This window comes from Micromonospora sp. SCSIO 07396 (assembly GCF_053667945.1).
In genome coordinates, this window is the sequence record NZ_CM132210.1 from 4,841,443 (window position 1) to 4,868,041 (window position 26,599).

The window sequence follows — 26,599 nt, forward strand, 5'->3', positions numbered from 1 at the left end:
ACACGAGAGGACAGCAGATGAGCATGAAGATCGGGGTCGTGGGCCTGGGCTACGTGGGGCTCACCCTCACCGCCGCCCTCGCCGACAAGGGCTTCACGGTGTACGGCGCGGACGTGTCACCGGCGGTGCTGGACGCGCTGTCGCACGGCCGGCCGCACATCTTCGAGCCGGGCATCGAGGACGTCTTCGCCGCCCACCTCGGCACCCGCATCCACGTCGCCGCCGACCTGCCGAAGGACACCGTCGACGTGGCGGTGATCAGCGTGTCGACGCCGGTGGACAACATGACCCACCGGCCCAACCTGGCGAACCTGGCCGCCGCCGCCCGGGTGGTGGCGGCGAGCTGCCGCCCGGACACCCTGGTGGTGGTGCGCAGCACGGTGCCGGTGGGTACCAGCCGCCGGGTGGTGCTGCCGGAGCTCCAGGCCGCCTGGGGTGAGCGGGTGAAGCTGGTGATGGCCCCGGAGCGCACCATCCAGGGGCAGGCGCTGCGGGAACTGGTGGAGCTGCCGCAGGTGATCGGTGGTCTGGACGACGACAGCCTGGTCGCCGCGACCGAGTTCTTCAACGGGCTGGTCCGCACCATCGTCCCGGTCTCCAGCCTGGAGGCCGCCGAGCTGGTGAAGCTGTCCAACAACTGCCACACCGACCTGATCTACGCGTTCGGCAACGAGATCGCGCTGGTCGCCGAGCGGCACGGCCTCGACCCGCTGGAGGTGATCCGGGCGGCCAACGTCGACTATCCGCGCCCCGATCTCGCCAAGCCCGGGTACGTGGGCGGTGGTTGCCTCTCCAAGGACCCGTACATCATGATCGACAGCGCGGGTGACCGCCGGCCGTTCCTCGTCGGCAAGGCCCGCCAGCTCAACGAGTACCTGCCGATCCACGTCGGCGAGACCGTGGTCCGGATGCTGATCGAGGCGCGCGGGCGCAGTCTCGGCGCCCGACTGGCGGTGCTCGGCTGGGCGTACAAGGGCTGGCCGGCGACCGACGACATGCGCGGCACGCCGATCGAGCCGATGATGCGGGTGTTCTCCGCCGCCGGGGTCACCGTCCTCGGCCACGACCCGATGGTCACCGACGACGTGATCCGCCAGTACGGCGGCGAACCGGTCAGCCTGGACAAGGCGTTCACCGAGGCGGACGCCGTCCTGATCATCAACGACCACCCGGACTACCGGGCGCTGCGGGTGCCCGAGGTGCTCGGCGCGACGCCACCGGCGTTCGTCTACGACTCGTGGCGGGTGCTCGACGCCGACGCGGTGCTGGCCGCCGGGGTCCGCTACGCCGGGCTCGGCTACCTGCCGCCCGCCCCCGCCGGGGCGGCCGGCGCGGACGCGGCGGCCACCGCGGCGGTGTCGGCATGAGGGCGCTGCTGCTCGGCGGGGCCGGCTTCATCGGCCTGCACCTGGCCCGCCGGCTCGTCGCCGACGGGCACCGGGTGACGATCGTGGACGACTTCTCCCGGGGCCGCGACGACGCCGACCTCGACCGGCTGCGCGCCGACCCGGCCGTGCAGGTGGTCTCCGGCGATCTGACCAGCCCGGACACCTGGGCGGCGCTGCCCACCGGCTGGGACCAGATCTACCTGCTCGCGGCCGTGGTAGGCGTACGCAACGTGGAGCAGGACCCGGCCCGGGTGATCCGGGTCAACACCCTGTCGGCGCTGCACCTGCTCGACTGGGTGGCCCCGGGCGAGCGGGTCTTCTTCGCCTCCACCAGCGAGGTCTACGCCGGGGGCGTGACCGCCGGGGTGGTGCCGGTGCCGACGGACGAGACCGTGCCGCCGATGATCTCCGACATCGCCGCGCCCCGGTTCGCGTACGCGGCCAGCAAGCTGCTCGGCGAGGCCGCCTTCCTGCACACGGCCCGCGCCAAGGGCTTCGCGACCGTGGTGGGCCGGTTCCACAACGTGTACGGCCCCCGGATGGGTGCCGACCACGTCATCCCGGAGATGTCGTTGCGCGCCCTGCGCGGGGCCGACCCGTTCCCCGTCCCCGGGGCCGACCAGTTCCGGGCGTTCTGCCACGTCGACGACGCGGTCGAGGCGATGGTGCGGCTGATGGCGGCACCGGCCGCCGCCGGGCAGATCGTGCACATCGGCAACGACCGGGAGGAGACCAACATCGGCGACCTGGCCAAGCTGGTCCTGCGGGTGGCCGGGGTGAGCCCGGCCATCGCACCCGGGAACGCGCCGCCGGGATCGGTCGCCCGGCGCTGCCCGGACCTGTCCCGGCTGCGGGAGCTGACCGGCTACGAGCCGGCCGTCAGCCTGGAGGAGGGGGTCCGCAGCACGTTCGCCTGGTACCGGGAACACGGGTGGACGTGATGGACCGCCGCCCGATCTGCTTCTACTACGGCGACGGTCGCCTGCCCGAACTCACCCGCTACGTACGGGTGGTGCTGCAACCGGACTTCTACCGTCCGGCCGAGCTGCGCTACCTCGCGGCGCAGGACGTGCAGACCCTCGGGTACCTGTCGCTGTCGGAGGACCAGGGGCCACCCGCGCCCTGGCAGCGGCAGGAGCGCAACCCGGACTGGGGCGGCGCGTTCGTCCACGTCGACCATCCGCTGTGGGTGTCGCACGTGGTGGGGCAGGCGAAGCGGGCGATCGCGCAGGGGTTCGCCGGGCTGTTCCTGGACACGCTCAACGTCGAGCTGACCTTCCCGGAGGACGTGCCGCACCTGCTCACCCTGGTCGCCGCGATCCGGGAGGAGGCGCAACCGGCGTACCTGCTGGCGAACCGGGGGTTCGGCATGCTGCCCCGGCTGGCCGAAATCGTCGACGGGATCGTCTTCGAGTCGTTCTCGGCCCGGTGGACCGACCAGGGTTATGCGCCGTGGCCGCCCGACGTGCTGGAGTTCCACGCCCAGATCGCCGAGCAGCTGCTCCAGCTGGAGCTGGACCTGTACAGCCTCGACTACGCCGACAGTCAGGGCCTGACCGATTTCGCCGAGCGCCGGGCCCGGCAGTTCGGGCTCCAGTCCTCGGTCAGTGACCGCGCCCTGTCGCGTACCTGACCACCTCGCCCGGGGCGGGACCGATGCGGTCCCGCCCCGCGGTACCCCCGCCCCCGTCGGGCCGGGTCCGGACCGCGCGTCGGCACCACGCGCGACCGGCGTCCGCCCGGCGGGGGCGGGGCCCACCGTGGTCGTGGTCAGGGCACGGCGGCGTCGAGCGCCGGGGCCAGTGGTCGCAGCACGGCCCGGACGAGGTCCGGCAGCGGCTCGGGCGGCACCACGAAACCGGCCATCGTCGGCACCTCGGTCGTGCCGTTCAGCCACTGCCGCAGCGCCACCCGGGTCGCCGCGCCGACCGCGGCGGCGAGCGCCTGGGCGACCAGCGGTCCGATCCCGGGACAGCGGGTGGCGACCGCCCCGGCCAGGGGTTCCTCGAACGTGGTGACGGCCTCGACGTAGCAGGCCCGCAGCGCGGGGCTGGCGGCGATCATCAGCAACGCGGCGGGCGGCTGGTCGCCGGGGTCGGCGTACAGGCCCACGACGGCGTCGACGACCGCGTCGGCGAGGCCGGTCTCCGGCGGCCGGGCGAGCACCGCCGCCGCGACGCCTGCCGCGCGGTCGGCGGCGACCCCGGCGACGATCGCCTGCTCCCGGCTCGGGAAGTAGTTGTTGTAGGTCCGGGGCGACACGCCCGCCGCCTGGGCGATCTCCTCGACGCGGACGTTGTCCGGCCCCCGTTCCAGCGCGAGGCGCAGCGCCGCCGTCTGGAGGGCCTCCCGGGTGGCCCGCTTCTTGCGTTCCCGCAGCGTCGATGGATCGGTCACGGTGCCACTGTCCCACCTTCGGTACGCGCACGCAAAATTGCGTGCGCGCAAAATTATGCTACGGTCCCTCCGAACCGCGGGAGCACCACGACCGAAGGGACCGACATGCGCGCCAAGGGCATGGCCTACGACACCGGATTCGTCACCGACGGCGTCAGCTCGGTGCCGCAGTGGGACCCCGAGATGGTCCGGCGGGAGCTGGCCATCATCCGGGACGACCTGCACTGCACCGCCGTCCACCTGGTCGGCGGCGATCCCGGGCGGCTGGAGTCCGCCGCCCGGATCGCCGCCGGGCTCGGCCTGGAGGTGTGGTTCTCGCCGTACCCCCTGGAGCTGGAACCCGACCTGATCCGCGCCCTGTTCCTCGACTGCGCCGAGCGGGCCGAGCGGCTCCGCGCGGCCGGGGCCGAGATCGTCTTCGTCACCGGTGCCGAGCTGAGCATCATGAACCGTGGATTCATCGAGGGTGAGCGCCTCGCGGACCGCCTCACCCACCTGTTCACCGATCCGGACGGCCGGGCCGAGCGCATCGCCGGGGTCCGTACCCGCCTCGACGGCTTCCTGCGCGCCACCGTGGCGGCGGTCCGCGAACGTTTCCACGGCAGGGTCACCTACGCCGCGATCCCGTTCGAGGGCGTCGACTGGGACCTGTTCGACGTGGTGACCGTCGAACTGATCCGCTCCGCCGAGGTCGCCGACCAGTTCCGCGACGGCGTACGCCGGCTCGTCGACCAGCCCAAGCCGGTCGCCGTCACCGGCTTCGGCACCGCCACCTGGCGCGGCGCGGGCGACGTCGCGCCGCGCAGCATGGAGATCATCGAGTACGACCCGAGCGGCAGACCCCACCGGCTGAACGGGGTGTACGAACGCGACGAACACGGCCAGGCCGCGTATCTCAGCGAACTGCTCGACATCTTCGACAGCGAGGGCGTCGACAGCGCCTTCGTCCACCTCTTCGCGCTGCCCAGCCTTCCGCACCGACCGGACGGCGACCCGCGTGACGACCTGGACCTCGCCAGCCCCGGCATCGTCAGGGTGCTCGACGGTCGTACCGGTGACACGTACCCCGGTCTGCCCTGGGAACCGAAGGCCGCGTTCGCCGCGGTCGCCGCGCACTACGCGCGCTGAGCCGCGGCGCGGACGACCCCGACTCCGGGGACGTCGCCCCTCAGCGCAGCCGCAGCCCCGCGACGAGGAGGCCGACCATCCGGCGGGCGTCGTAGTAGGGGGCACGACCGGCACAGAGGTTGCCGACGGCGAACAGCAGTTCCCGGGGGTCGGTGCCGGGGCGGATCTCGCCGGCCGCGGCGGCGGCGTCGAGCAGGCTGGCACAGGCCGGGACGAGGTGGTCGAGGAAGTACCCGTGCAGCGTCTCGAAGGCGGCGGTGTCGGAGTTCATCGCCCCGGCGAGGCCGTGCTTGGTGACCAGGAAGTCGACGAACTGGTCGATCCAGGCGGTCAGGGCGGCGTGTGGCGTGCCGCCCTCGGCGAGCAGGGCCGGCGCGGCCTCGGCGCAGGCCCGCACCTGGTGCCGGTAGACCCCGACGATCAGGTCGGCCCGGGTCGGGAAGTGGCGGTAGATGGTGCCGACGCCGACGCCGGCCCGCGCGGCGATGTCGCGTACCGGCACGTCGACCCCGGCGGCGAGGAAGGCCTCGGCGGCGGCCTCCAGCAGGGCCGCCTCGTTGCGTCGGGCGTCGGCCCGTTTCCGGGGCGCGTCGGTGCGCCCGGGTGGGGTGGGCGGCACCGGTTCACCGTCGACCATCGCGCCGTCACCTCCGGACACACCCTTGGCAAACGGAACAGCGTTCCGTATAGTTCAGAGCGGAACACGGTTCCGCTTGAACCATGATGCCAGAGCCGGACGGCCGGCCACCAGCCGCGCCCCGTCCCCTCCCCCATCAGCCCACGGCGCGTCCGCACGCGCCGTGGTTCCCGGCGGCACCGACCGGCCGTCACCCCGTCACCCCGTGGAGGAAACCCTCATGCAGTACCGCACCCTCGGCCGCACCGGCGTCCAGGTCAGCAGCCTCGTGCTCGGCGCAATGAACTTCGGCGTCATCGGCCGCACCGGCCAGGCCGAGGCCACCGCGATCATCGACGCCGCCCTGGAAGGCGGGATCAACCTGATCGACACCGCCGACCGCTACAGCCAGGGCGAGTCGGAGGAACTGGTCGGCCGGGCCATCGCCGGCCGCCGCGACGACATCGTGCTGGCCACCAAGGCGGCCATGCCGATGGGCGACGAACGCAACCACCGGGGCACCTCCCGCCGCTGGCTGCACACCGCGCTCGACGGCAGCCTGCGCCGGCTCGGCGTCGACCACATCGACCTCTACCAGGTCCACCGCTGGGACCCGACGACCAGCGACGAGGAGACGCTGTCCGCCCTCACCGACCTCCAACGGGCCGGCAAGATCCGCTACTTCGGCTGCTCGACGTTCCCCGCGTACCGCCTCGTGCAGGCCGAGTGGGCCGCCCGGGAACACCACCTGGGCCGGTACGTCACCGAGCAGCCCAGCTACTCGATCCTGCAACGCGGCATCGAGGCCCACGTCCTGCCCGTCACCGCGCAGTACGGCCTGGGCGTGCTCGCCTGGAGCCCGCTCGCCTCCGGGTGGCTGTCGGGCGCGGTCCGGGCGGGCCGGGAGATCACCACCCACCGCGCCGACGTCCTGCCCGAGCGCTTCGACCTCAGCATCGCCGCCAACCGGGCCCGGCTCGACGCCGTCGAGCAGCTGGCCAAGGTCGCCGACGCCGCCGGGCTCACCCTGATCCAGCTCGCGCTCGGCTTCGTCACCGCACACCCCGCCGTGACCAGCGCGATCATCGGTCCCCGGACGCTGGAGCACCTGCACAGCCAACTCGCCGCCGCCGACACCGTGCTCACCCCCGACGTGCTCGACGCCATCGACGCCATCGTCGCCCCCGGCGTCGACCTCGCCCCCGGCGAGAAGCACGACACCCCGCCGGCCCTGCTCGACCCGGCGCTGCGCCGCCGCTGAGTGCCGGCGCAGCGCACCTGTCGACCGGCCCGGGGTCAGCTCACGCAGAACACGTTGCCCTCCGGGTCGTGCATGGTGACGTAGTAGTAGAGGTCCGCCGGGTCGTCGCCCCGGGTGCGGCGCTGCACGGTCGCGTCCGACGCGACCAGTTCGGCCACCTTCGCCTCGACGATCTCGATCCGCTGCGCCTGGGGCATGGCATCGTCCCGACCGGTGGGGTAGATGTCCAGGTGGAGCCGGTTCTTCCCGGCCTGTTCCTGCGGCACCCGCTGGAACCACAGCGGCGGACGCAGCCCGGCCGGGTCGAACAGCCGGTCCTCGAACGCCGCCGCCCCACCCAACCGGCCACGGAAGTGCGCGTTCCAGGTGGTCGACGGCTCGGCCGGCGGCGTCGGCTGGTAACCCAACGCCCGGGCCCAGAACCGGGCCAGCCGGGCCGGGTCGTTCGCGTCGACAGTCAGTTGCCAGAACACCATGGCCCCACCCTAACCACGCGCCGCGCGGTCACCGGGTCGACGCCACCGCCCCCGGTCGGCCGGCCCGCCCCGAACGCTTGAGCAGCACCGCGCCACCCGCGACGAAGCCGACGCCGAGGACCACCCCGACCACGTTGCCCTGGGTCAACGAGGCCAGCGCGCCCAGCACACCCACCACGACCAGCAGCACACCGAGAACCCGCATGAGCAGACCACCGAAGGTCTTCATCTGTCCGTTCGCCATACCGGCCCTGTTCCCCGGTTCCATCCTCCACAAACGACGGACGGTGACCGGCCCGGGTCGCCTACCGGCTGAGCTGGGCGGCCAACGGGAAGGTGACACCGGTCAGCTCCTCGGAGACCGTCCACAGCCGACGGGCGGCGGCACCGTCGCGGGCGGCCTTCGAGCGGCCGACGAGCTTCGGCGCACCTCGCCCTTCGAACAGGCCGTCCGGCCCGGCGTAGCTGCCGCCCGGGATGTCGGCCACGGCCGCGAAGAGGGTGGGCGACGCGCCGTCGGCGTCGCTCTGCGCGAAGCGGTCGACCATGGCCGTCTGGAGCCGGTTCCACCAGGTACGGTCGTTGTCGAGGTGCCCGAGCAGGTTGGTGGCGGCCAGGCCGGGATGGGCGGCGGTCGCCAGCACCGGTGAGCCGGCCTCGGTGAGGCGGCGGTGCAGTTCGGCGGTGAACAGCAGGTTCGCCAGCTTCGACTGGGCGTATGCGGGAAACGCCCGGTAGGGCCTGCGCACCCAGTTGAGGTCGGCGAAGTCGATCTTTCCGCCCCGGTGCGCGGACGAGGCGACGGTGACCACCCGCCCCCGGATCTGCGGCAGCAGCAGGTTGGTGAGCGCGAAGTGCCCGAGGTGGTTGGTGCCGAACTGGAGCTCGAACCCGTCGGCGGTCCGGGTCGGCGGCGGGATCATCACGCCGGCGTTGTTGATCAGCAGGTCGATCGGCCCGGTCCAGCCCTCGGCGAAGGCACGGACGGAAGCCAGGTCGGCCAGGTCGAGCCGGCGCACCTCGACGTCACCGGTCATGCCCGCAGCGGCGGCGGCACCCTTGGCGGGGTCGCGGACGGCGAGCACGACCCGGGCGCCCCGGGCGGCGAGCGCCGTCGCGGCGACCCGGCCGATGCCGCTGTTCGCGCCGGTCACGATGACGGTGCGGCCGGTCTGGGCGGGGATCTGGGCGGTCGTGAATGTTGTCATGGGAAACAATGTATCCGGCGACAACAATGTTGGCAACAGCGACTTTAATCCGGCTACGATGACGCCGTGCCCACGTACCACCACGGAAACCTGCGGTCGACGCTGCTCGCCGCCGCCGAGCGCAGCCTGCGCCAGCACGGCGCGGGCCAGCTCTCGCTGCGCGAACTGGCCCGGGAGGCGGGCGTCAGCCACGCCGCGCCGCGCCGGCACTTCGCCGACCGGCAGGCGCTGCTGGACGCTCTCGCCGAGGCCGGATTCGCCAGGCTGCACACCGAACTGCGCGCCGCGCTCACCGACGCCGGGACGGACTTCGGGGCACGCCTGCACGCCGTCGCCGCCGCCTACCTGCGGTTCGCCACCGAGGACGCCGCCCTGCTGGAGCTGATGTTCACCGGCAAGCACCGCGAGGGGGCCGAACACCTCGTCGCCGCAGCCGCCGGACCATTCGGGCTCCTGCACGACCTGATCGTCGAGGGACAGGCCCAGGGGATGCTCGAACCCGGCCCCCCGGACCGCGCCGGCACCGTGCTGTTCGCCACCTTGCAGGGCATCGCCACGCTGGTCAACGGCAACCTGGTCGCAGCCGAACTGCTCGACGGGATCACCCGAACCGCCGTCGACCAGTTCCTCCGGGGAGCCCGCCCCCGGTGACCGCCCCGGCACCGCCACTCCCCGACCGAGCTCCACAGGGGACGGCTTCACGCCGCCGATGACTGTCGGCTTCTCGACTTTCGTTGTGCCCGCTCCCCCGCTGGGTAATGTGGCGATCAATCCCCTCCCTGACGCCGGTCGACGCGTCGACGGCACGTCCCTTCCGACTCGTCGCCTTCCGACACGGGGCCTGCCACCGGGAACACCCGGCGCAGCGGAGTGGGCGTCGGCACGGGGAGGGTCGCGTGACAACTGGTCTGGTGCTCGACGACACCGGTTTCGAGATCCTGGTCGACGGCGAACGGATCGGACCGCGCCGACCACTCGGCCCCGAGGATGCCACCCTGGTGGGCGACCTGGGCACCCGTTACGCGCAGGCGGTCCAGGCCGACGCCGGTGACGACGTGCTGACCGGGTTGGGCCGGTCGCTGTACGCCTGGTTGGACGGCGAGCTGGGGCAGCTGACCGACCTGCTGCACCGGGCAGCGACCCCGCTGACCTTCGAGGTGCAGGGGCCGCGCACCCCGTCCGAGCGGCAGTGGGCGGTGCTGCGGGCGCCGTTCGAGCTGCTGGCCCGCCCCGACGGCGGGTTCCTCGCGGCGGACGCCCTGCTGCGCTTCGGTGTCGTCCGACGGCTGGGGCCGCCCGGGGTACGGCCCGCCCTCGACCCGTACCGGCTGGGGTTGGGATTCATGGCGGCGGCACCACGCGGGCAGCGCGAACTCGACTTCGAGGCCGAGGAGGCGGCGATCCTGCGTGCGGTCGGCGAGGCCCGGCTCGACCTGATGGTCGAGGACACCGGCGACCCGACGCAGCTGGCGCACCGGCTGGCCGACCTGGGCGGCCTGCCCGTGCTGCACCTGTCCTGCCACGGGCAGAACAACTGGCGGGAGCAGCCCGACCGGAAGGCCGAGCCGGTGCTGATGCTGGAGGACGAGCTGGGCGACGAGCGCCCCACCACCGCCACCGACCTGGTCGGGCTGCTCACCACGATGCCCCGGCTGGTCTTCGTCTCCGCCTGCCTCACCGCGACCGCCGCCGACGCCACCGGCCAACTTCCGCCCGGACCGGGTCGGCGTGCCGGCACCGCTACGCCGACCGCCGGGGCCGAGCTGCTCGCCCACTCACTGGCCACCGCCCTGGTGTCGGCCGGCGTGCCGGCGGTGCTCGGCTGGGACGGCTCGGTCGGCGACCGGTCGGCCACCGTGTTCGCCGAGCGGCTGTACGGGCGGCTGGGCGACCGGGCCGACCTCGCGGTGGCCGTCGCCGACGCCCGTCGGACGTTGCTGGAGTCGACGACACCGCGGCTGCGGGCCGACTGGCACCTGGCCCGCCTGTGGCTGGGGCCGGCCGGCGGCGGCCCGCTGGTGGCGGGCACCCGGCGACGGTCGCTGGTGTCCGCCGTACGCGGCACCAAGAAGTTCCTCGACCGCAAGCAGCACGTGCCGGTGGCCACGGCGGACATGTTCGTCGGTCGACGGCCGGAGTTGCAGCAGTCGTTGCGGGCGCTGCGGTCCGGCGACCGGGCCGGCGTGCTGCTGCACGGGCAGGGCCGGCTGGGCAAGTCCAGCCTGGCCGCCCGGATCGTCGACCGCTTCCCGGACCGGGCCGTCGGGGTGGTCTTCGGCGACTACGGCGCGCTGGCGGTGCTGGACGCGGTCGCCGACGCGGTACGGGCCAACCAACAGGCGCGGGAGCTGATCGCCAGGCGGCTGCCGGAGGTGCGCAGCCGGCCCGACGCGCTGGAGGCGGTGCTCATCGACCTGCTGACCGGCCCGTGCGCCCAGACCGGCGAGGGACAGCGCCCACTGCTGCTGATCATCGACGACCTGGAACAGATCCTCCGTCCCGACCCGGCGGGACGGCACCGGGTGACGGCCGAAGCCGCGCCGGTGCTGGCGGCGGTGCTGCGGGCGTTCGACGCCGCCGAGACCGACAGCCGTCTGGTGCTCACCAGCCGCTTCCTGTTCACCCTCGACGGGCTGGAAAGCCGGCTCACCCCGGTGCAGTTGCGCCCGCTGTCCGGGGTGGCCCAGGGCAAGCTGCACCGTCGCCAGCAGGCACTCGTACCACCGGACCGGCAGGCCGAACGGGCCAGGCTGGCCCGACGGGCACTGTGGGTGAGCCGGGGCAACCCCGGCCTTCAGGACCTGATCGTGCTGCGGCTGGTCTACAGCGAGCAGGTGCCGACGGAACGGTCCGAGGCGGCGGTGGCCGGCATGGAGGCGTACCTGCGCCAGGGTGACCTGCCCCCGGACGCCGAGGTGCGGACGTTCCTGGAGAACCTCGCCCTGGACGAGCTGCTGGCGCAGGCCGGCCCGCCGCACGTCGCCCTGCTGCGGGCGGTCACCCTCTTCGACCTGCCGGTGCCCGTGCCGGTGGTCGACGCGCTGGCCGGCGAGGTCGGCGGGTCGACGGAGCGGCTGCGCGGGCTCGGCCTGCTGGACACCTTCCCCGACCGGTACGACCCACAACGGCCGGCGGTCGCCGTCAACGCGCTCGCCGCCGGCCGGCTCGCCCCGCTCACCGACGAGGAACACACCACGCTGGCCGCGCTGGCGGTCGAACCACTCTTCACCGCCTGGGGCGGTACCGCATCCCGACGGCGAGACTCGGCCCTGGGCCTACAACTAACCCGCCTGGCCCTGACCGCCGACACGTCGGCCGCCGTGGTCGCAGCCTGCGGCACCGACGCGGTATGGGAGCTACGTACTGGCCATGCCGGGGATGCCTTCCGGCTCGGTGAAGGGGCGATCGCCTTCCTCGACCGACATCGCACCGTGGTGCCGACCCACCTGCTCCGTGCGGTCGCCGACGCCGCGATGACCAGCGGTGACGGCGACGCCGCAGAGGAGATGTTCGACCGTGCGGTACGGCAGGCGCAGAACACCGAAGCGTCGGAAGTGGATCGACTCGAACAGGCCCGGGCTATCGGTGAGCGGGCCACTTTTCTGATAACCCGCGGTCAACCCGACCGGGCCGAACAACTACTGCGACACGCCCAACGCCTCTTTACCGAGGGGGGATCAGAGCAGGAGGCCGCGACCTGCCACGGCAACATTGCGGACATCCTGTTCTATCGCGGCGACTACGACGAGGCACTCCGCATCCGCCGCGACATCGAACTACCCGTCTACCAACGACTCGGCGACACCCGCGCCACCGCCATCACCCACGGAAAAATCGCCGACATACTCCACGAACGCGGCGACTACGACGAAGCACTCCGCATCCGCCGCGACATCGAACTACCCGTCTACCAACGACTCGGCGACACCCGCGCCACCGCCATCACCCACGGCCAGATCGCCGACATCCACTACCAACGCGGCAACTACGACGAAGCACTCCGCATCCGCCAAGAAATACAACTACCCGTCTACCAACGACTCGGCGACACCCGCGAAACCGCCATCACCCACGGCCGAATCGCCGACATCCACTACCAACGCGGCAACTACGACGAAGCACTCCGCATCCGCCGCGACATCGAACTACCCGTCTACCAACGACTCGGCGACACCTGCGCCACCGCCATCACCCACGGCCAGATCGCCGACATACTCCACCGACGCGGCAACTACGACGAAGCACTCCGCATCCGCCAAGAAATACAACTACCCGTCTACCAACGACTCGGCGACACCCGCGAAACCGCCATCACCCACGGCCGAATCGCCGACATCCACTACCAACGCGGCAACCATGACAAAGCGAGAGAGCTGCACCAAAATCGACTTCAAGTACACGAGCAGCACGGCGATCTCGCTGGTATCGCGTCGGCGAGATGGGGCCTGGCACAAATCGATCTGGCCCAGCAGAACTACCAGTCGGCCACCGAGCACCTAGACAAGTGCCTACTAATCCTGCGCTGGCTTCAACGTGCCGACGGGATCGCGATCGTAGGTTTTAGATTCGGGCAGCTAATGGCATCCGCAGGCCAGACCGACCAGGCCCGCCAATTGTGGGAAATCAGCCTCGCCGCTGCGGAAAAAATAGGCGCGACTGCCATAATCGAGCAGATCGGGGAATTACTGGATGACTTACCCGACGAGAGCGGTCAGCGGTAGCCGCGCGTTACACGTCAATCGAGCGCCCCTCCGCCGACGAGCCTGGGCAGAGGGGCGAGATCGTCCGAGTGGCTCCTCAGTCGGCCTGACGGACGACAGAGAGGAAATTCCGCCAGGAGGACACGGAAAAGACCAGCACCGGCCCAGCGATGTCCTTGCTGTCCCGCACTCCCACCACAGCGGACAGGTTGTCCGCGACCTCGACGCAGTTGCCCTGGTCGCTACTACGGCTGCTCTTACGCCAGATCAGCCTGTTGAGTTCAGCCATGGCACTCCTCCTTGATATTCTGCATCAGCCTGCACGACTCCTCCGCGCTCAGTGCCTGAAGATTGAGCGTGTTCCACACCTGGGCGTAAGCCTTGACCTCGTCGAGGCGATCGAGATAGAGCGCTCCGGAGAGCCCTTCGCTGTAGACCGTCGTCGGCTCGGCAGACCGGGCTCCCTTGGTGGGAAAATCCAGGATGACGAAGCTCCCTGCGATCGCTGCGCGACTCAGCCCCGAGGCGACCGGAATGATCCTGACAGTGATGTTCTCAGCCCGGCCAGCTTCGATCAGCCTGTCTATCTGCCCAGCCATACTAGGCACCCGCTTACGTAGTGCTGATTCCTCGATGATCGCCTCGAACTCGGGAGCCGCGGGCCGCTTCCTGGTGAGGAGGCGTTGACGTTCCTGTCGGAGTTCGACGAGTTTCACCACGTCCTCGTCTGCGATACCAGGTCTGGTGCGGGCCACCTCGGCGACGTACTCCGGGGTCTGGAGCAGGCCCGGGACCAGGGCGTGTTCGTAGGTGCGGATGCGACTGGCCGCCACCTCCAGGCCGACGTACAACTGGAACCAGCGCGGGATGACCGCGCCATAGGCGTGGTACCAACCCTTGCTCTTCGACTCCTTGGCCAGGCTGACCAGGACCTCGGTCAACTCGGACGGGGTGCCGTAGAGGCGGCACATCTGGTCGACGTCGAGTGCGCGCAGCGGTGTCTGCCCGGCCTCTATCCGGTACATCTTGGCACGTGACCACTCCAGGTCGGACGCGGCGGCCTCCAGGCCGAAGCCGGCGACTTCCCGGGCCTGTCTGAGCAGCCGGCCGAGTTCTCGTCTCGGCACGGTCGAGCCGATCTCCGTCACGGACACCATCCTTCCTGTCTCACCACGACACGTCACCAGACGTGCCGTGCGACGGTTTTCGCTTCGCCACCCGCAAGGCGCACCGTTCGGGCGAGTGTCTCATCGGGAGCATTGCACGGATCAGCTCTGATCTCGGATCGTGGCTGGCAGAGCGGCCTGTCGACGATCAATGGAGGTGGCCACGTGGCCCGACGGAAGTGGTTCCAGCGCAAAGATCATCCGATCGATGTCATCGGCCAGCCGTCCCCTGCGCGACAGGCCGTTCCGCCCGATGCACCGGCCCGGGTGGACGGACCAGTCGGGCGGGGATCCGGCCGTGTTTGAGGGGCGGCCCGAACCGCCGTTCCGCGTCCTGATGGCCGGCTACGTGGTCGACTTCCACCACCGCGACGCCTGCACCCGCTGCCTGCCCGACGGCTCCTGCCGCCGCCTCGCCGCAGCCGCCGAAACCCTCCGCGTCTGGCGCGACCGCCCCGACCGGCAGCCCCGGGAACCCACCACCCACGAACCCGGCGCGTCGACCGACCGGCCCGCGCAGACCCACCGACCTGCGCAGACCGACCGGGGTACGCCGTGAGACCCGGCGACCTGCTGCTGATCACCCGGGCCGCCAGTGTGCAGTTCATCCGCCCGATCAGGTGCCGGCTGATCCGGATCGACGACCGGCCGACGTACGACGGGTGGGTCTGGCTTGAGGTCTACCAGCTCGACGCCCGGGACCGGGCGGTGACCCGGCGGAGCATCTTCGTGCGGCGCGCCGGGGTGCGGCCGGCGGACCCGGGGCACCCGCCGCCGCAGAGCGCCACCCGGCGGCCTGCCCACCCCACGACGGCCCGCAGGCCCTGACCGTTCATGGACACCGGGCGAGTGCCGCCGAGGCAGCGGGACGGCCGGCGCGCTGGTCAGTGCCGGTGCAGGGCCGTGCGGATCAGCCGGTTGACCAGCTTGGGGTACTCCAGGCCGCTGGCCGCCCACATCCGGGGGAACATCGACGTCGGGGTGAACCCGGGCATCGTGTTGATCTCGTTGAGGTAGACGTCCAGGTCGGGGGTGACGAAGAAGTCGACCCGGGCCAGGCCGGCGCAGTCCAGTGCGGTGAAGGCGCGGGTGGCGTACTCCTGGACCTGGCGGGTGACCCGGTCGGGCAGGCCGGCGGGGACGTCGTACTCGCAGACCTCGTCGGCGAAGAGGTACTTGGCCTCGAAGTCGTACCATTCGCGGTCGCCGACCATCCGGACCTCGGCCAGCACGGACGCCTCGGGCGCACCGCCGGCCTCGCCCTCCAGCACGCCGCACTCGATCTCCCGGCCGACGACCGCGGCCTCGACCAGCACCTTGGTGTCGATCTCACGGGCGGTGGCGACGGCCGCGTCGAGCTGCGCCCAGTCGTCGACCCGGGTGATGCCGAACGACGAGCCGGCCCGGGACGGCTTGACGAAGACCGGCAGGCCCAGCCGCTGCCTGTCGGCTTCACTGAGGGTCATTCCGTTGCGCAGCACCGCGTACGGACCGACCGGGATGCCCTCGGCGGCGCAGAGCTTCTTGGTGAACTCCTTGTCCATCGCGGCGGCGGAGGCGAAGACGTTCGCCCCGACGTACGGGATGTCGGCCATCTCCAGCATGCCCTGGATGGTGCCGTCCTCGCCGTACGCGCCGTGCAGCACCGGGAAGACCACGTCCACGTCGGCGAGCGCGCGGGGGCCCTCGGTCGGGTCGAGCACCAGCAGGCCACCGGCGGTCGGGTCGGCGCGGAGCACCACCTCGGCCCCGGCCCCGGCGGTGACCTCCGGGAGCTTGCGCGCCCGGATCGCCAGCTCGCCCGGGTCCCCGCTGGTCAGCACCCACTGGCCCTGCCGGGTGATGCCGACCGGCACCACGTCGTACTCGTCGGGGTCGAGCGCGCCGAGCACGCTGCCCGCGCTGACGCAGGAGATGCCGTGCTCGGGGCTGCGTCCGCCGAAGACGATCGCCACGCGGGTCTTGCCTGGGGTGGTCACTCGGGTCACCTCTCGGTACGCGACTGCGGAGCCGTCAGTTGCGCTCACCCGACTGACCTTACTGTGGGTTGCGGGGCGCCGATGGTGATACCCGGCAGGAAGCGAGCGACCCTCGCAAACGGTCATCCGACCCGATACGTTACGTCACGATCAGGGCCGGTGGAGGCCGTTGCCGCGCCCCCGTCCGACCGCGATCACCTTCACCCGCTGCCGCCCGGCCCGGACCATGCCGAGGGCCATGAACGCCCCGGCTATCCGGTCGGCGGCCTCCCGGCTGCTGGTGCCGACCACCTGCCGCCGACGCTCGGGCCGGGCCCGCTCGTCGCGGGTGGGTGTCTCCACCGGCCGGACGTCGCTGAGCACCACCAGGAACCGCGTCATCGCCGTCACCAGACCCCTCACTGTTGGAAGTCCTTTCTCGACGCATGCGGCGGCGGCACGTGGCGATCGGGAACGGGGGAGTAAACCCGATCGCCACGCGCCTCATCCCCTCCGGTCACTCACCATCGCCGTCGCCACGACAACCGCTGGTGAGGACTCCGTTACAGAGTGACAGGTGGACAGGCGTGAATGCAACTCTCATCGACCTTCTCTCATGCACGTCTTCCCATAGACCTGTGTCACCATCGACGTATGGCACCGAAGACCGCCCGGGCTCGCCGCCTGGGCATCGCCCTGCGCGCCCACCGGGAAGCGGCCGGCCTCACCCTGGAGGCCGCCGCCGACGAGATCAACAGCACCCGCAGCACGCTCAGCCGCTACGAGAACGCGCAGACGCTGGTCAGCCCGGCCACCGTCCGCGCGCTGCTCAGCCTCTACGGGGTCCGGCCCGACGAGATCGCCGCCGCGGTCCAGCTGGCCAAGGACACCCGCAAGCCCGGCTGGTGGGTGCCCTACTCACACCTGCTCGACAAACGCACCATCGACTTCATCGCGCTGGAGGCCGAGGCCACCGCGATCGCCAACTTCGAACCGTCCATCGTCCCGGGGCTGCTCCAGACCGCCGACTACATCCGGGGCGTGATGCGGGGCGGGCCGCACACCCTCACCGACGAACAGGTCGAACAGCGGGTCAAACTCCGGCTGGACCGGCAACAGCGGATCACCTCCGCCGAACCGCCGATCTTCGACGCGATCATCGACGAGGGCGCTCTGCTGCGTCCGGTGGGCGACCGGACGGTGATGCACGCACAGCTCAGCCACCTGCTCAAGACCTCGGAGCTGCCGAACGTCACCGTCCAGGTGATCCCGCTCGCCGCCGGCTACCACCGGGGCACCCGGGGCTCGCTGCACATCCTGGAGTTCGCCGACCCGGAGGACCCGCTGATCGCCTCGGTGGAGACGGTCGCCGGTCAGATGGTCCTGGACCGGCCGGGTGACCTGCGTACCTGCACCAAGATCATGGAACACCTGCGGACCGTCGCGCTCAGCCCGGCCGACAGCCGCGACCAACTCGTGCAACTGATGAAGGGACGGTAGGAGACCGATGACACCGACGATCGGCGGGGCCCTGTCCGGGGCCGCCTGGCGCAAGAGCAGCCACAGCGGGGACGAGGGGGCCTGCGTCGAGCTGGCGTCGCTGCCGGGCCGGGTCGCGGTCCGCGACTCCAAGGACCCGGGCGGGCCGGTGCTGCTCTTCCCGCCCGCCGCCTGGTCCGCCTTCGCCACCGCCCCACCGCGCCGCTGAACACCCCGGCCCCGCCCCGCACCCGTCATGACAGGGTGCGGGGCGGGGCCGGGCGCGTCGGCGGGTGGGGCCGGCCCTTCGGCGGGTCAGCCGGGCCGGGTCGCGGCGGACCGGACCGCCTCGGCGGCGGCGATGGCAACCCCGCGCGCGCCGGCCATGTCCCGGTCCGGCACCAGCGCGAACGTCGCCAGCGCGGCCTGCTCCTCCCGCAGCACGGTGTGTGCGCGGACGGTGTCGAGGAACCAGTCCCGGAACTCCGGTGCCGCCTCCACCACCCCGCCACCGACGAAGTACGCGTGCGGATCGGTGAAGTTGGCCGCGATGGTGAACAGCCGGCCGAGCGCCGTCGCCTGCTGGGCGAAGACCTCCCGGGCCAGCGCGTCGCCCCGCTCGGCGTACCCACGCAGCAGGGTGGCGGCCCGATCCGGCGGCTCCTGCGCCAGCGGATGCCCCGGATACCGCGACAGCCAGTACGGCAGCAGGTTGCGCCGGATCGCGGTCAGCGAGGCGACGCTCTCCGCGTCCCCGGCGAACCCACAGGCGCAGCGCGGTTCGGGCTGGTCGGGGGCGAGCAGTCCGGCCAGCGGGATGTGCACGTGACCGAACTCGCCGGCCATGCCGGCGGCCCCGGTGACCACCCGCCCGTCGACCACCACCGCGCCGCCGAGGCCGGTGCCGACGATCGCCGCCACCGACGACCGGGCCGCCGCGTCGGCTCCGAAATGGACGTGGTGGGCGTAGAGCGCGGCGGCGTTGCCGTCGTTGTGATAGATCACCGGCAGTCCGAGCCGCCGCTCCAGCGCGCCGCGCACGTCGAAGCCGTGCCAGGCGGGCTGGGCGAAGTTCGTCGAGCCCCGCGACGAGATGACGCCTGTCGCGCTGGCCGGGCCGGGAGTGTCCAGCCCCACCGCCCGGACCTGGCCGGGGGAGACACCTGCGTGCGCCAGCACCCCGTCGAACGCGTCGGCCAGCGCCTCGATGGCCGCCTGCGGGCCGGCGGTCACCCTGCTGGGGGTCTCCACCAAGCCGTCGACCAGGAACCGGCCGTCCAGGCGGAGCACCGTGGCGTTGTTGCTGGTGCCACCGTTGTCGAGGCCGACCACCACCGGCACGTCCACGCTGACCATCCGCCACCTCCGACCGGGCCTGATGCGAGGTTAGTTCCCGTTCCCGGCGCCCGTCACGCCCCACGTGCGGCCAGCCCACCGACCGACCGCCCACACCGGGGCGACCGGCCCCGCGCGTATGGCACGGGACCGGCGCGGACGGCGGCGTCGACCGGCGCAGACGGCACGCGGCCGGCCGGCGCGGCGCTCACTCCGGGCGGCGGGCCAGGACGCCTGTCGCGTCCCACCGGTCGGCGTGCAGGACCGTCGGCAGCAGCCCCAGGTCGGTCATCGCGGCACTGAGCGCCTCGGCCTGCCCGGCGCTGACCTCCACCACCAGGTGACCGCCGGGCCGCAGCCAGTCGACCGCACCGGCGGCGACCCGGCGCAGCACGGCCAGCCCGTCGACGCCGCCGTCCAACGCCACCGACGCCTCGTGCAGCCGGGCCTCCGGCGGCAGCAGCGCCACCGCCGGGGTCGGCACGTACGGGGCGTTGGCGACCACCACGTCCAGCCGGCCCCGCCAGTGCGCCGGCAGCGGGTCGTACAGGTCGCCCTGCACGACGGTGACGTCCCGGCCGGCCAGGTTGCGGCGGGCGCAGGCGACGGCGGCCGGGTCCACGTCGACAGCGGCGAGCCAGCGCGGGGCGAGCCGGTCGACCAGCGCGACGCTGATCGCCCCCGACCCGCAGCAGAGGTCGACCAGCGCCGGGGCCGGCCCGGCGACCGACGCGGCGGCCTCCACCAGCAGCGCGGTCCGGGCCCGGGGGACGAACACCCCCGGGTCGACGGCGACCCGCCGGCCGCAGAACTCGGCCCAGCCGAGCAGGTGTTCCAACGGTTCACCGGCGATCCGCCGGTCGGTGAGGGCGGCGAGCGCCTGCGGCGAGTCGACGGCGGCGGTGAGCAGCGCGGCCTCGTCCTCGGCGTAGACGCAGCCGGCGGCGCGCAGCCGGGCGACGAGAGCGGCGGGGTCGTGGGGGAACGGATCGGATGCCATGGTGATGCCTTTCGGGAGCGCACGTCGGCGCTCCCACCGTCGCTAGCGCGGCGACGGGGATCCGTTGCCGCGGCGACGGGACTCGACGGGGAGCGCCGGTCCTGACGTCTGATGGATCGGACTCACCTCCTCCGGTCGGGGCCCGTGCGGGCCGGGATCACGATAGCGGACCGGCCGCCCCCGCGTCGTCCAGTGCGGCGGTCACGTCGGCGACCAGGTCGGCGGTGTCCTCCACCCCGCAGGAGAGCCGGACGAACCCGGGGGCGGTGTCGTCGCCCCACTGCGCCCGCCGGTCGGCGCTGGTGTGCAGGCCACCGAACGAGGTCGCGGCGGCGACCAGCCGGGACGCGGCGACGAACCGGGCCACCCGGTCGGCGTCACCGAGGTCGAACGAGAGCACCCCCGGCATCCGGCGCAGCTGCCGCGATGCCACCGGGTACGCCGGATCCTCCGGGCGGCCCGGCCAGCGCAGCCCGGTCACGTCGGGCCGGGCGGCGAGCAGTTCGACCAGGGCCGCCGCGTTGGCGGACTGCCGGGCCAGCCGCAGGTCCAGGGTGGCCAGCGAGCGGTGGGCCAGCCAGGCGTCGAACGCCCCGGGCACCGCGCCGGTGGTGGTGCGCCACCCGGTCACCGTCTCCAGCAGCTCGGTCGACCGGGCGGCCACGTAGCCGAGCAGCAGATCGGAGTGGCCGGTCAACGCCTTGGTGCCGGAGGCGACCACCAGGTCCGCGCCGAGGTCCAACGGGCGCTGCCCGAGCGGGGTGGCGGTGGTGTTGTCCACCGCCACCAACGCGCCTGCCGCGTGCGCCACGTCGGCCACCGCGGCGATGTCGGCCACGTCCAGGCCCGGGTTCGCCGGGGTCTCCAGCAGCACCAGCCGTACGTCGTCGAACGACGGGTACGGCCCGGCGGTGGGCACGAACCCGACCCGCACCCCCAGGGCGGCGAGGGTGGCGGTGGCGAACGCCCGGACCGGGAAGTACCCGTCGGCGGGCAGCAACACGGTGTCACCGGGGCGCAGCACGGCCAGCAGCAGCCCGGTGATGGCGGCCTGACCGGAGGCGAAGACCCGGCATTCGCCGCCCTCCAACTCGCCGATGGCCGCCTCCAGCAGCCGTCGGGTCGGATTGTCCGGGCGGCCGTAGCCGTTCGGGGTCGCGGCCGGCCCCTGCCACGGGTCGAGGTGGTAGGGCGCGGCGAAGACCGGGCCGGGCAGGAACGGCTGCCCCGGCTCCGGCGCGGGCAGCCCGGCGTGCACGCACCGGGTGCCGTCGTGCCAGGGCGTCGCCGGGTCGACGGGTCCGCCGCTCACTCGTACGACTCCGGCTTGGCGGTCCGGCTCATCAGGGCGTCCACCGCGAGTCTCGGGTCCATCCCCTCGTGGCAGATCCGCTCGATCTGTTCGGTGATCGGCATCTCCACCCCGTGCGCGCGGGCCAGGTCCCGGATGGCCAGGCAGCTCTTCACGCCCTCGGCGGTCTGCCGGGTGGCCGCCTGTGCCTGCTCCAGCGTCTCCCCCCGGCCCAGGTGCTCGCCGAAGGTGCGGTTACGGGCCAGCGGCGACGAGCAGGAGGCCACCAGGTCACCCATCCCGGCCAGGCCGGCAAAGGTGATCGGGTCGGCGCCCAGCGCCACCCCGAGCCGGGCGGTCTCGGCCAGCCCCCGGGTCATCAGCATGGCCCGGGTGTTGTCGCCGAAGCCCATCGCGGTGGCGATCCCGTATGACAGGGCGATCACGTTCTTGACTGCTCCGCCCAGCTCGCAGCCGATCACGTCGTCGTTGGTGTACGGCCGGAAGTACGGGGTGCGGATCGACTGCTGCACCAGTTCGGCGCGGCGGGCGTCGGTGCCGGCGACCACCGTCGCGGCCGGCTGTTCGACGGCGATCTCGGGGGCCAGGTTGGGGCCGGAGACCACCACCACCCGGTCCGGGGTGACCCGGGCCGTCTCCACGATCACCTCGCTCATCCGCCTGGTGGTGCCCAGCTCGATCCCCTTCATCAGGGAGACGAGGGTGGCGTCCGGGGCGAGGTGGCCGGCCCACTCGGCGAGGTTGCCGCGCAGCGTCTGCGACGGCACCGACAGCACCACCAGTTCCGCGCCGGAGATCGCCTTGGCCGCGTCGCCGGTCGCGGTGACCCGGTCGGGCAGCCGCAGCTCCGGCAGGTAGTCGGGGTTACGCCGGTGGACGCGGATCGCCTCGGCGACCTGTTCGCGCCGGGCGAGGATGGTCACCTCCCGACCGGCGTCGGCGAGGATCTTGGCGAACGCCGTCCCCCACGAACCGGCCCCCAGCACCGCCACGTGCCCGCTCACGCCACCCCTGCCCCTGCGTCGCGCCGGTCGATCCACTCGCTCATTCGGTCCCCTCGGGAGTACGCGTACGGACGGGACGTTCCCACAGCGGCGGTGGTGTGCCGCCCCGGACCCCGGCGAGCAGGTCCCGCAGGGTCAGCATGATCTGGTCGGTCATCTCCTCCAGCACCATCCGGCTCGGGGTGGCCCCCGCCCACCGGTCCAGGTCGACCGGCGGACCGGCCACCACCGTCACCGGGGTCCGGGGACGCAGCCCCACCCGGCTGGTACGCGGGTCGAAGAGACGTTCCGGACCCCACATCACCACCGGGACCACCGGCGCGCCGGTGGCCAGGGCCAGCCGGGCCGCCCCGGTCTTGCCCTTCATCGGCCACAGCTGTGGCTCCCGGGTGATGGTGCCCTCCGGATAGATCACCACCGCGCCTCCGGCGTCCAGCGCGGCGACCAGCCGGTCCAGCGACTTGACCGCGGTGGCGGTCTCCCGTTCCACCGGGATCTGCCGGCAACGGTGCAGGATGTAGCCGACCAGAGGCACCCGGAACACGCTGGCCTTGCCGAGGAACTGCGGCCACCGGCCGGCGTCGTAGATGAAGTGGGCGCAGACCAGCGGGTCGGCGTGCGAGATGTGGTTGGGCACGATGATGACGCCCCCGGGGCGGCGCAGCTGCTCGACACCGTGCCAGGTGCGCCGGGTCCAGGCCAGCATCACGGGCTTGACCAGCGCCACGGCGAACCGTCGCCAGAAACCCAGCCTGCGCCGCGCCACCGTGCCTCCTCGTCACCCCACCCGCGTGCCGCACCCCCACCGTTGCGTGCCCGCAGCGGAAATCATGCCTGCTCGTCCCGGGTACGGCCAGTGCGGGTACCGCCGCCGCCGCTGGCAGGATTGTCGACGTGGGCCAGGCGAGGTGGGTGGTGGTGGTGCCGGTGAAGCGGCTCCGCGCGGCGAAGAGCCGGCTGCGGGGGGCGCTGCCGGCCGTACCGCACGAGGAGCTGGCGCTGGCGCTGGTGGCCGACACGGTCGGCGCGGCGCTGGCCTGCCCGGCGGTGGCCGAGGTGCTGGTGGTCACCGCCGACCCGCAGGTGGCGGCGACGGTCGGCGCGGCGGGCGCGCGGGTGGTGCCGGACCATCCGGACGCCGGGTTGAACGCCGCCCTACGGCACGGCGTGCAGGCGGCGGCCGACGACGGCCGGAGCTGGCTGGCCGCCCTCACCGCCGACCTGCCGGCGCTGCGCCCGGCCGAACTGGCCGCCGCGCTGCACGCGGCCGGCATCGGCCCGACGGGGGTACGCCGGTTCGTGGCCGACGCCCCCGGCACCGGCACCGTGCTGCTCACCACACCCCCCGGGGTGCCGCTTGCGCCCCGGTTCGGGGCCGGCTCGGCGGCGGCGCACCTGGCCTCCGGGGCGGTCCCGCTGCCCGGCGTCTGGCCGAGCCTGCGCCGCGACGTGGACACCGCCGCGGACCTGGCCGACGCGGCCCGGCTCGGTCTCGGCCCGGCGACCGCCGCGCTGACCGGCGTCGTCCCGGCGGCCCCCGGCCGCACCGGCCGGGGGCCGCGCACCGACGGTCAGGTGTACGGTGCTGGCATGCAGGGCACCGTGGCGACCTTCGACGCGCAGAGCCGCACCGGCGTGCTGCTCCTCGACGACGGCACCGAACTGCCCTTCCCGGCCCGCGCCTTCGACGCCTCCGGGCTGCGGCTGCTGCGCCTCGGCCAACGGTTGACGGTGCACACCGATCCGGACGGCGCGGTCGTCCGGGTGACGTTGCCGACGATGGTCTGAACAACCAAGCCCAAGTTCATTTTGCGTTAACCGTAATCGGGTGATTATGAGCGGGTGAGCACCCCTCGCGAGCACCCCACCAGCCCGTCCACCGCCGCCGACCCCGCCCGCAACGGCACCCGCCGTCGCACCGGTTCCCGGACCCGCCGCGCCCCGGAGGAGGTCTCCGCCACCGCCCCCGACTCCCCCGGTGCCAGCGCCGCCGGGGCCTCCGCCGGGCTGGACGAGGTGCTCGACGCCGACGACCGCCCGGCCACCGCCGAGAGGCCGGCCGGCGGCGAGGAGACAGCGACCGACGGGCCGCCCGCCGTCACACCGCTACCGGCGGACCGGTTCCTCAACCGGGAGCTGTCCTGGCTCGACTTCAACGGCCGGGTGCTGGCCCTGGCCGAGGACCCGCGCACGCCGCTGCTGGAACGGGCCAAGTTCCTGGCCATCTTCGCCAGCAACCTCGACGAGTTCTACATGGTGCGGGTGGCCGGGCTCAAACGGCGGCTCTCCGCCGGCCTGCCGGTACGCGGCGGGGACCGGCTGCCGCTGCGCACCCAGCTGGAGCGGATCACCGAGTGCGCCGCCGGGCTGGTCGCCCGGCAGGCCGCCTGCTTCGTCGACGACCTGCTGCCGCAGCTCGCCCGGGAGGACATCCGCATCATCCGCTGGGCCGAGCTGGACGACCCGGAGCGGGAGCGGCTGCGCACCTACTTCCGGGAACACATCTTCCCGGTGCTCACCCCGCTCGCGGTGGACCCGGCGCACCCGTTCCCGTACATCTCCGGCCGCTCGCTGAACCTGGCCGTGGCGGTGCGGGACCCCGACGGCGGGTCGGAGCTGTTCGCCCGGGTCAAGGTCCCCAACAACGTGCCGCGCTTCGTCCGGGTCGGCCGGGACCAGCCGGGGCTGCGGATGCTGCCCGTGGAGGACCTCATCTCGGTGCACCTGGGGCAGCTCTTCTCCGGCATGCAGGTGGTCGAGTGCCACCTGTTCCGGGTCACCCGCAACGCCGAGGTGGAGGTCGACGAGGACCGCGACGAGGACCTGCTCCAGGCCCTGGAGCGGGAGCTGGCCCGGCGGCGCTTCGGCCCCCCGGTCCGGCTGGAGGTGGCTGCCTCCATCTCCGACCACATGCTGGAGCTGCTCGTCCGTGAGCTGGACATGGACGACCACGACGTGCTGCGGGTCCCCGGCCTGCTGGACCTGTCGGCGCTGTGGCAGCTCTACGGCGAGGCGGACCGCCCCGACCTCAAGGACAAGCCGTTCGTGCCGGCCACCCACCCCCGGCTGACCGAAGGCGAGGTGCCGCGCAGCGTCTTCGCCACCCTGCGCGACGGCGACGTGCTGGTGCACCACCCGTACCACTCGTTCGCGACAAGCGTGCAACGGTTCGTCGAGCAGGCCGCCGCCGATCCGAACGTGCTGGCCATCAAGCAGACCCTCTACCGCACCAGCGGGGACTCCCCGATCGTCGACGCGCTGGTCGACGCCGCCGCCGCCGGCAAGCAGGTGGTGGTGCTGGTGGAGCTCAAGGCCCGCTTCGACGAGGTGGCCAACATCGGCTGGGCGCGCACCCTGGAACGGGCCGGCTGCCACGTCGTCTACGGCCTGGTCGGGCTCAAGACACACTGCAAGACCGCCCTGGTGGTACGCCAGGAGGGCAACCAGATCCGCCGGTACTGCCACATCGGCACCGGCAACTACCACCCCAAGACCGCCCGGCTGTACGAGGACTTCGGCGTGCTCACCGCCGACCCGGAGATCGGCGCGGACCTGACCGACCTGTTCAACGTGCTCACCGGCTACAGCCGGCAGACCGCGTACCGGCGGCTGCTGGTGGCCCCGCAGGGCATCCGCAGCGGGCTGGTGGAGCGGATCGAGCGGGAGATCGCGCACGTCCGGCTGGGCATGCCGGGGCTGGTGCAGTTCAAGGTGAACTCGCTGGTCGACGAGGAGATCACCGACGCGCTCTACCGGGCGTCGCAGGCCGGCGTCCACGTGGACCTGCTGATCCGGGGCATGTGCACGCTGCGGCCCGGGGTGCCGGGGCTGTCGGAGAACATCCGGGTCCGCTCGATCCTCGGCCGGTTCCTGGAACACTCGCGGATCTTCCGGTTCGGCAACAACGGCGACGCCGAGTTCTGGATGGGGTCGGCCGACCTGATGCACCGCAACCTCGACCGCCGGGTGGAGGCGCTGGTGCAGGTCAGCGACCCGGTCGCCCGCGCCGAGCTGGACCAGGTGATGACCACCGCGATGAGCCCGGACGTGGACGCGTTCGAGCTCGCCGCCGACGGCAGCTGGACCCGGCGGACCGGCACCGCCGAGGAACCGCTGCACGACCTGCAGGAGCTGCTGCTGCGCCGGGTGGGCAGTTCCGCCGGCTGATCCA

Annotated in this window: 26 protein-coding genes and 1 pseudogene; 13 read left to right on the forward strand and 14 right to left on the reverse strand. The window is 72.6% G+C overall.

All coding sequences use genetic code 11. From position 1 onward, the window contains the following. Positions 1-17 precede the first annotated feature (17 nt). Genes ACWCHM_RS20735 through ACWCHM_RS20745 form a run of 3 tightly spaced genes read left to right on the forward strand, consistent with a single transcriptional unit; the run spans position 18 to position 3,021 of the window. Positions 18-1,367 (forward strand): nucleotide sugar dehydrogenase, encoded by a 1,350-nt coding sequence (locus ACWCHM_RS20735; protein WP_281899881.1) that lies wholly within the window; start codon positions 18-20, stop codon positions 1,365-1,367. Further along, positions 1,364-2,329, forward strand: a complete 966-nt coding sequence (locus ACWCHM_RS20740) for an NAD-dependent epimerase/dehydratase family protein (RefSeq protein ID WP_204956834.1) — start codon at positions 1,364-1,366, stop codon at positions 2,327-2,329. The genes ACWCHM_RS20735 and ACWCHM_RS20740 overlap by 4 nt, the downstream gene beginning before the upstream one ends. Next, entirely contained in the window at positions 2,329-3,021 is a 693-nt protein-coding gene (locus ACWCHM_RS20745) for a hypothetical protein (RefSeq protein WP_454223125.1), read from the forward strand. The genes ACWCHM_RS20740 and ACWCHM_RS20745 overlap by 1 nt, the downstream gene beginning before the upstream one ends. A gap of 137 nt (positions 3,022-3,158) precedes the next feature. On the opposite strand, the gene ACWCHM_RS20750 is transcribed toward ACWCHM_RS20745, so the two are convergent. Continuing rightward, a complete protein-coding gene (locus ACWCHM_RS20750; protein ID WP_454219435.1) occupies positions 3,159-3,785 on the reverse strand; it encodes a TetR/AcrR family transcriptional regulator in 627 nt (208 codons plus the stop codon). Positions 3,786-3,890: 105 nt separating this feature from the next. Here ACWCHM_RS20750 and ACWCHM_RS20755 point away from each other — a divergent pair, with 105 nt between their 5' ends. Then, positions 3,891-4,913, forward strand: coding sequence for a hypothetical protein (locus ACWCHM_RS20755; RefSeq protein WP_454219436.1), 1,023 nt, complete (start codon positions 3,891-3,893; stop codon positions 4,911-4,913). Positions 4,914-4,953: 40 nt separating this feature from the next. Here ACWCHM_RS20755 and ACWCHM_RS20760 read toward each other — a convergent pair whose 3' ends face one another. Next, the gene (locus tag ACWCHM_RS20760) at positions 4,954-5,550 is read right to left on the reverse strand and encodes a TetR/AcrR family transcriptional regulator (RefSeq protein ID WP_204956832.1); all 597 of its coding nucleotides are present in this window, start codon (positions 5,548-5,550) and stop codon (positions 4,954-4,956) included. Positions 5,551-5,770: 220 nt separating this feature from the next. Here ACWCHM_RS20760 and ACWCHM_RS20765 point away from each other — a divergent pair, with 220 nt between their 5' ends. Further along, the gene (locus tag ACWCHM_RS20765) at positions 5,771-6,790 is read left to right on the forward strand and encodes an aldo/keto reductase (RefSeq protein WP_454219437.1); all 1,020 of its coding nucleotides are present in this window, start codon (positions 5,771-5,773) and stop codon (positions 6,788-6,790) included. A gap of 35 nt (positions 6,791-6,825) precedes the next feature. Here ACWCHM_RS20765 and ACWCHM_RS20770 read toward each other — a convergent pair whose 3' ends face one another. The 3 genes from ACWCHM_RS20770 to ACWCHM_RS20780 form a co-directional block, all read right to left on the reverse strand. Continuing rightward, complete coding sequence (locus tag ACWCHM_RS20770) at positions 6,826-7,266, reverse strand: VOC family protein (RefSeq protein WP_454219438.1); 441 nt, start codon at positions 7,264-7,266, stop codon at positions 6,826-6,828. Positions 7,267-7,294: 28 nt separating this feature from the next. Next, entirely contained in the window at positions 7,295-7,510 is a 216-nt protein-coding gene (locus ACWCHM_RS20775) for a hypothetical protein (RefSeq protein ID WP_281899886.1), read from the reverse strand. A gap of 61 nt (positions 7,511-7,571) precedes the next feature. Then, a complete protein-coding gene (locus tag ACWCHM_RS20780; protein WP_204956828.1) occupies positions 7,572-8,474 on the reverse strand; it encodes an oxidoreductase in 903 nt (300 codons plus the stop codon). Between the two features lie 66 nt (positions 8,475-8,540). Between ACWCHM_RS20780 and ACWCHM_RS20785 the strand changes: the two genes are divergently transcribed. After that, positions 8,541-9,125, forward strand: a complete 585-nt coding sequence (locus ACWCHM_RS20785; protein ID WP_281899887.1) for a TetR/AcrR family transcriptional regulator — start codon at positions 8,541-8,543, stop codon at positions 9,123-9,125. 245 nt (positions 9,126-9,370) lie between these two features. Beyond that, entirely contained in the window at positions 9,371-13,195 is a 3,825-nt protein-coding gene (locus ACWCHM_RS20790; protein ID WP_454219439.1) for a tetratricopeptide repeat protein, read from the forward strand. 76 nt (positions 13,196-13,271) lie between these two features. Here ACWCHM_RS20790 and ACWCHM_RS20795 read toward each other — a convergent pair whose 3' ends face one another. Both ACWCHM_RS20795 and ACWCHM_RS20800 read right to left on the reverse strand, forming a co-directional pair. Beyond that, positions 13,272-13,463 carry a DUF397 domain-containing protein gene (locus tag ACWCHM_RS20795; protein WP_454219440.1) on the reverse strand — a complete coding sequence of 64 codons (192 nt, stop codon included), beginning with the start codon at positions 13,461-13,463 and terminating at the stop codon, positions 13,272-13,274. After that, a complete protein-coding gene (locus ACWCHM_RS20800) occupies positions 13,456-14,322 on the reverse strand; it encodes a helix-turn-helix domain-containing protein (protein ID WP_454219441.1) in 867 nt (288 codons plus the stop codon). Before ACWCHM_RS20800 ends, ACWCHM_RS20795 begins: the two co-directional genes overlap by 8 nt. Positions 14,323-14,638: 316 nt before the next feature. On the opposite strand from ACWCHM_RS20800, the gene ACWCHM_RS20805 reads away from it, so the two are divergent. Both ACWCHM_RS20805 and ACWCHM_RS20810 read left to right on the forward strand, forming a co-directional pair. Then, positions 14,639-14,899, forward strand: coding sequence for a hypothetical protein (locus tag ACWCHM_RS20805; protein ID WP_454219442.1), 261 nt, complete (start codon positions 14,639-14,641; stop codon positions 14,897-14,899). Continuing rightward, the gene (locus tag ACWCHM_RS20810; RefSeq protein ID WP_454219443.1) at positions 14,896-15,168 is read left to right on the forward strand and encodes a hypothetical protein; all 273 of its coding nucleotides are present in this window, start codon (positions 14,896-14,898) and stop codon (positions 15,166-15,168) included. The genes ACWCHM_RS20805 and ACWCHM_RS20810 overlap by 4 nt, the downstream gene beginning before the upstream one ends. A 56-nt stretch (positions 15,169-15,224) precedes the next feature. Here ACWCHM_RS20810 and ACWCHM_RS20815 read toward each other — a convergent pair whose 3' ends face one another. After that, positions 15,225-16,319: a D-alanine--D-alanine ligase family protein gene (locus tag ACWCHM_RS20815; protein WP_281899893.1), complete on the reverse strand. Its 1,095-nt coding sequence runs from the start codon at positions 16,317-16,319 to the stop codon at positions 15,225-15,227. 150 nt (positions 16,320-16,469) lie between these two features. After that, positions 16,470-16,700, reverse strand: coding sequence for a hypothetical protein (locus tag ACWCHM_RS20820; protein ID WP_454223126.1), 231 nt, complete (start codon positions 16,698-16,700; stop codon positions 16,470-16,472). Positions 16,701-16,952: 252 nt separating this feature from the next. Between ACWCHM_RS20820 and ACWCHM_RS20825 the strand changes: the two genes are divergently transcribed. Further along, positions 16,953-17,798, forward strand: coding sequence for a helix-turn-helix domain-containing protein (locus tag ACWCHM_RS20825; RefSeq protein ID WP_204956820.1), 846 nt, complete (start codon positions 16,953-16,955; stop codon positions 17,796-17,798). Between the two features lie 7 nt (positions 17,799-17,805). Beyond that, entirely contained in the window at positions 17,806-18,006 is a 201-nt protein-coding gene (locus ACWCHM_RS20830) for a DUF397 domain-containing protein (RefSeq protein ID WP_145918315.1), read from the forward strand. Positions 18,007-18,092: 86 nt separating this feature from the next. On the opposite strand, the gene ACWCHM_RS20835 is transcribed toward ACWCHM_RS20830, so the two are convergent. The 5 genes from ACWCHM_RS20835 to ACWCHM_RS20855 all read right to left on the reverse strand — a co-directional run bounded on the left by ACWCHM_RS20835 (position 18,093) and on the right by ACWCHM_RS20855 (position 23,194). After that, positions 18,093-19,133 carry an ROK family protein gene (locus tag ACWCHM_RS20835; RefSeq protein WP_454219444.1) on the reverse strand — a complete coding sequence of 347 codons (1,041 nt, stop codon included), beginning with the start codon at positions 19,131-19,133 and terminating at the stop codon, positions 18,093-18,095. 187 nt (positions 19,134-19,320) lie between these two features. Continuing rightward, on the reverse strand, positions 19,321-20,112 hold the full coding sequence (locus ACWCHM_RS20840) for a putative protein N(5)-glutamine methyltransferase (protein ID WP_454219445.1): 792 nt from the start codon (positions 20,110-20,112) through the stop codon (positions 19,321-19,323). 157 nt (positions 20,113-20,269) lie between these two features. Then, positions 20,270-21,424 carry a cystathionine gamma-lyase gene (locus tag ACWCHM_RS20845; RefSeq protein WP_454219447.1) on the reverse strand — a complete coding sequence of 385 codons (1,155 nt, stop codon included), beginning with the start codon at positions 21,422-21,424 and terminating at the stop codon, positions 20,270-20,272. After that, positions 21,421-22,428: an NAD(P)H-dependent glycerol-3-phosphate dehydrogenase gene (locus tag ACWCHM_RS20850; RefSeq protein ID WP_145918311.1), complete on the reverse strand. Its 1,008-nt coding sequence runs from the start codon at positions 22,426-22,428 to the stop codon at positions 21,421-21,423. Before ACWCHM_RS20850 ends, ACWCHM_RS20845 begins: the two co-directional genes overlap by 4 nt. Positions 22,429-22,468: 40 nt before the next feature. After that, a complete protein-coding gene (locus ACWCHM_RS20855; protein WP_204956816.1) occupies positions 22,469-23,194 on the reverse strand; it encodes a lysophospholipid acyltransferase family protein in 726 nt (241 codons plus the stop codon). 128 nt (positions 23,195-23,322) lie between these two features. Here ACWCHM_RS20855 and cofC point away from each other — a divergent pair. Both cofC and ACWCHM_RS20865 read left to right on the forward strand, forming a co-directional pair. After that, positions 23,323-23,976 (forward strand): annotated as a pseudogene (gene cofC, locus ACWCHM_RS20860) (2-phospho-L-lactate guanylyltransferase); the annotation flags it as partial. Between the two features lie 459 nt (positions 23,977-24,435). Next, positions 24,436-26,595 carry an RNA degradosome polyphosphate kinase gene (locus tag ACWCHM_RS20865; protein ID WP_239484816.1) on the forward strand — a complete coding sequence of 720 codons (2,160 nt, stop codon included), beginning with the start codon at positions 24,436-24,438 and terminating at the stop codon, positions 26,593-26,595. The last annotated feature ends 4 nt before the right edge of the window (positions 26,596-26,599 follow it).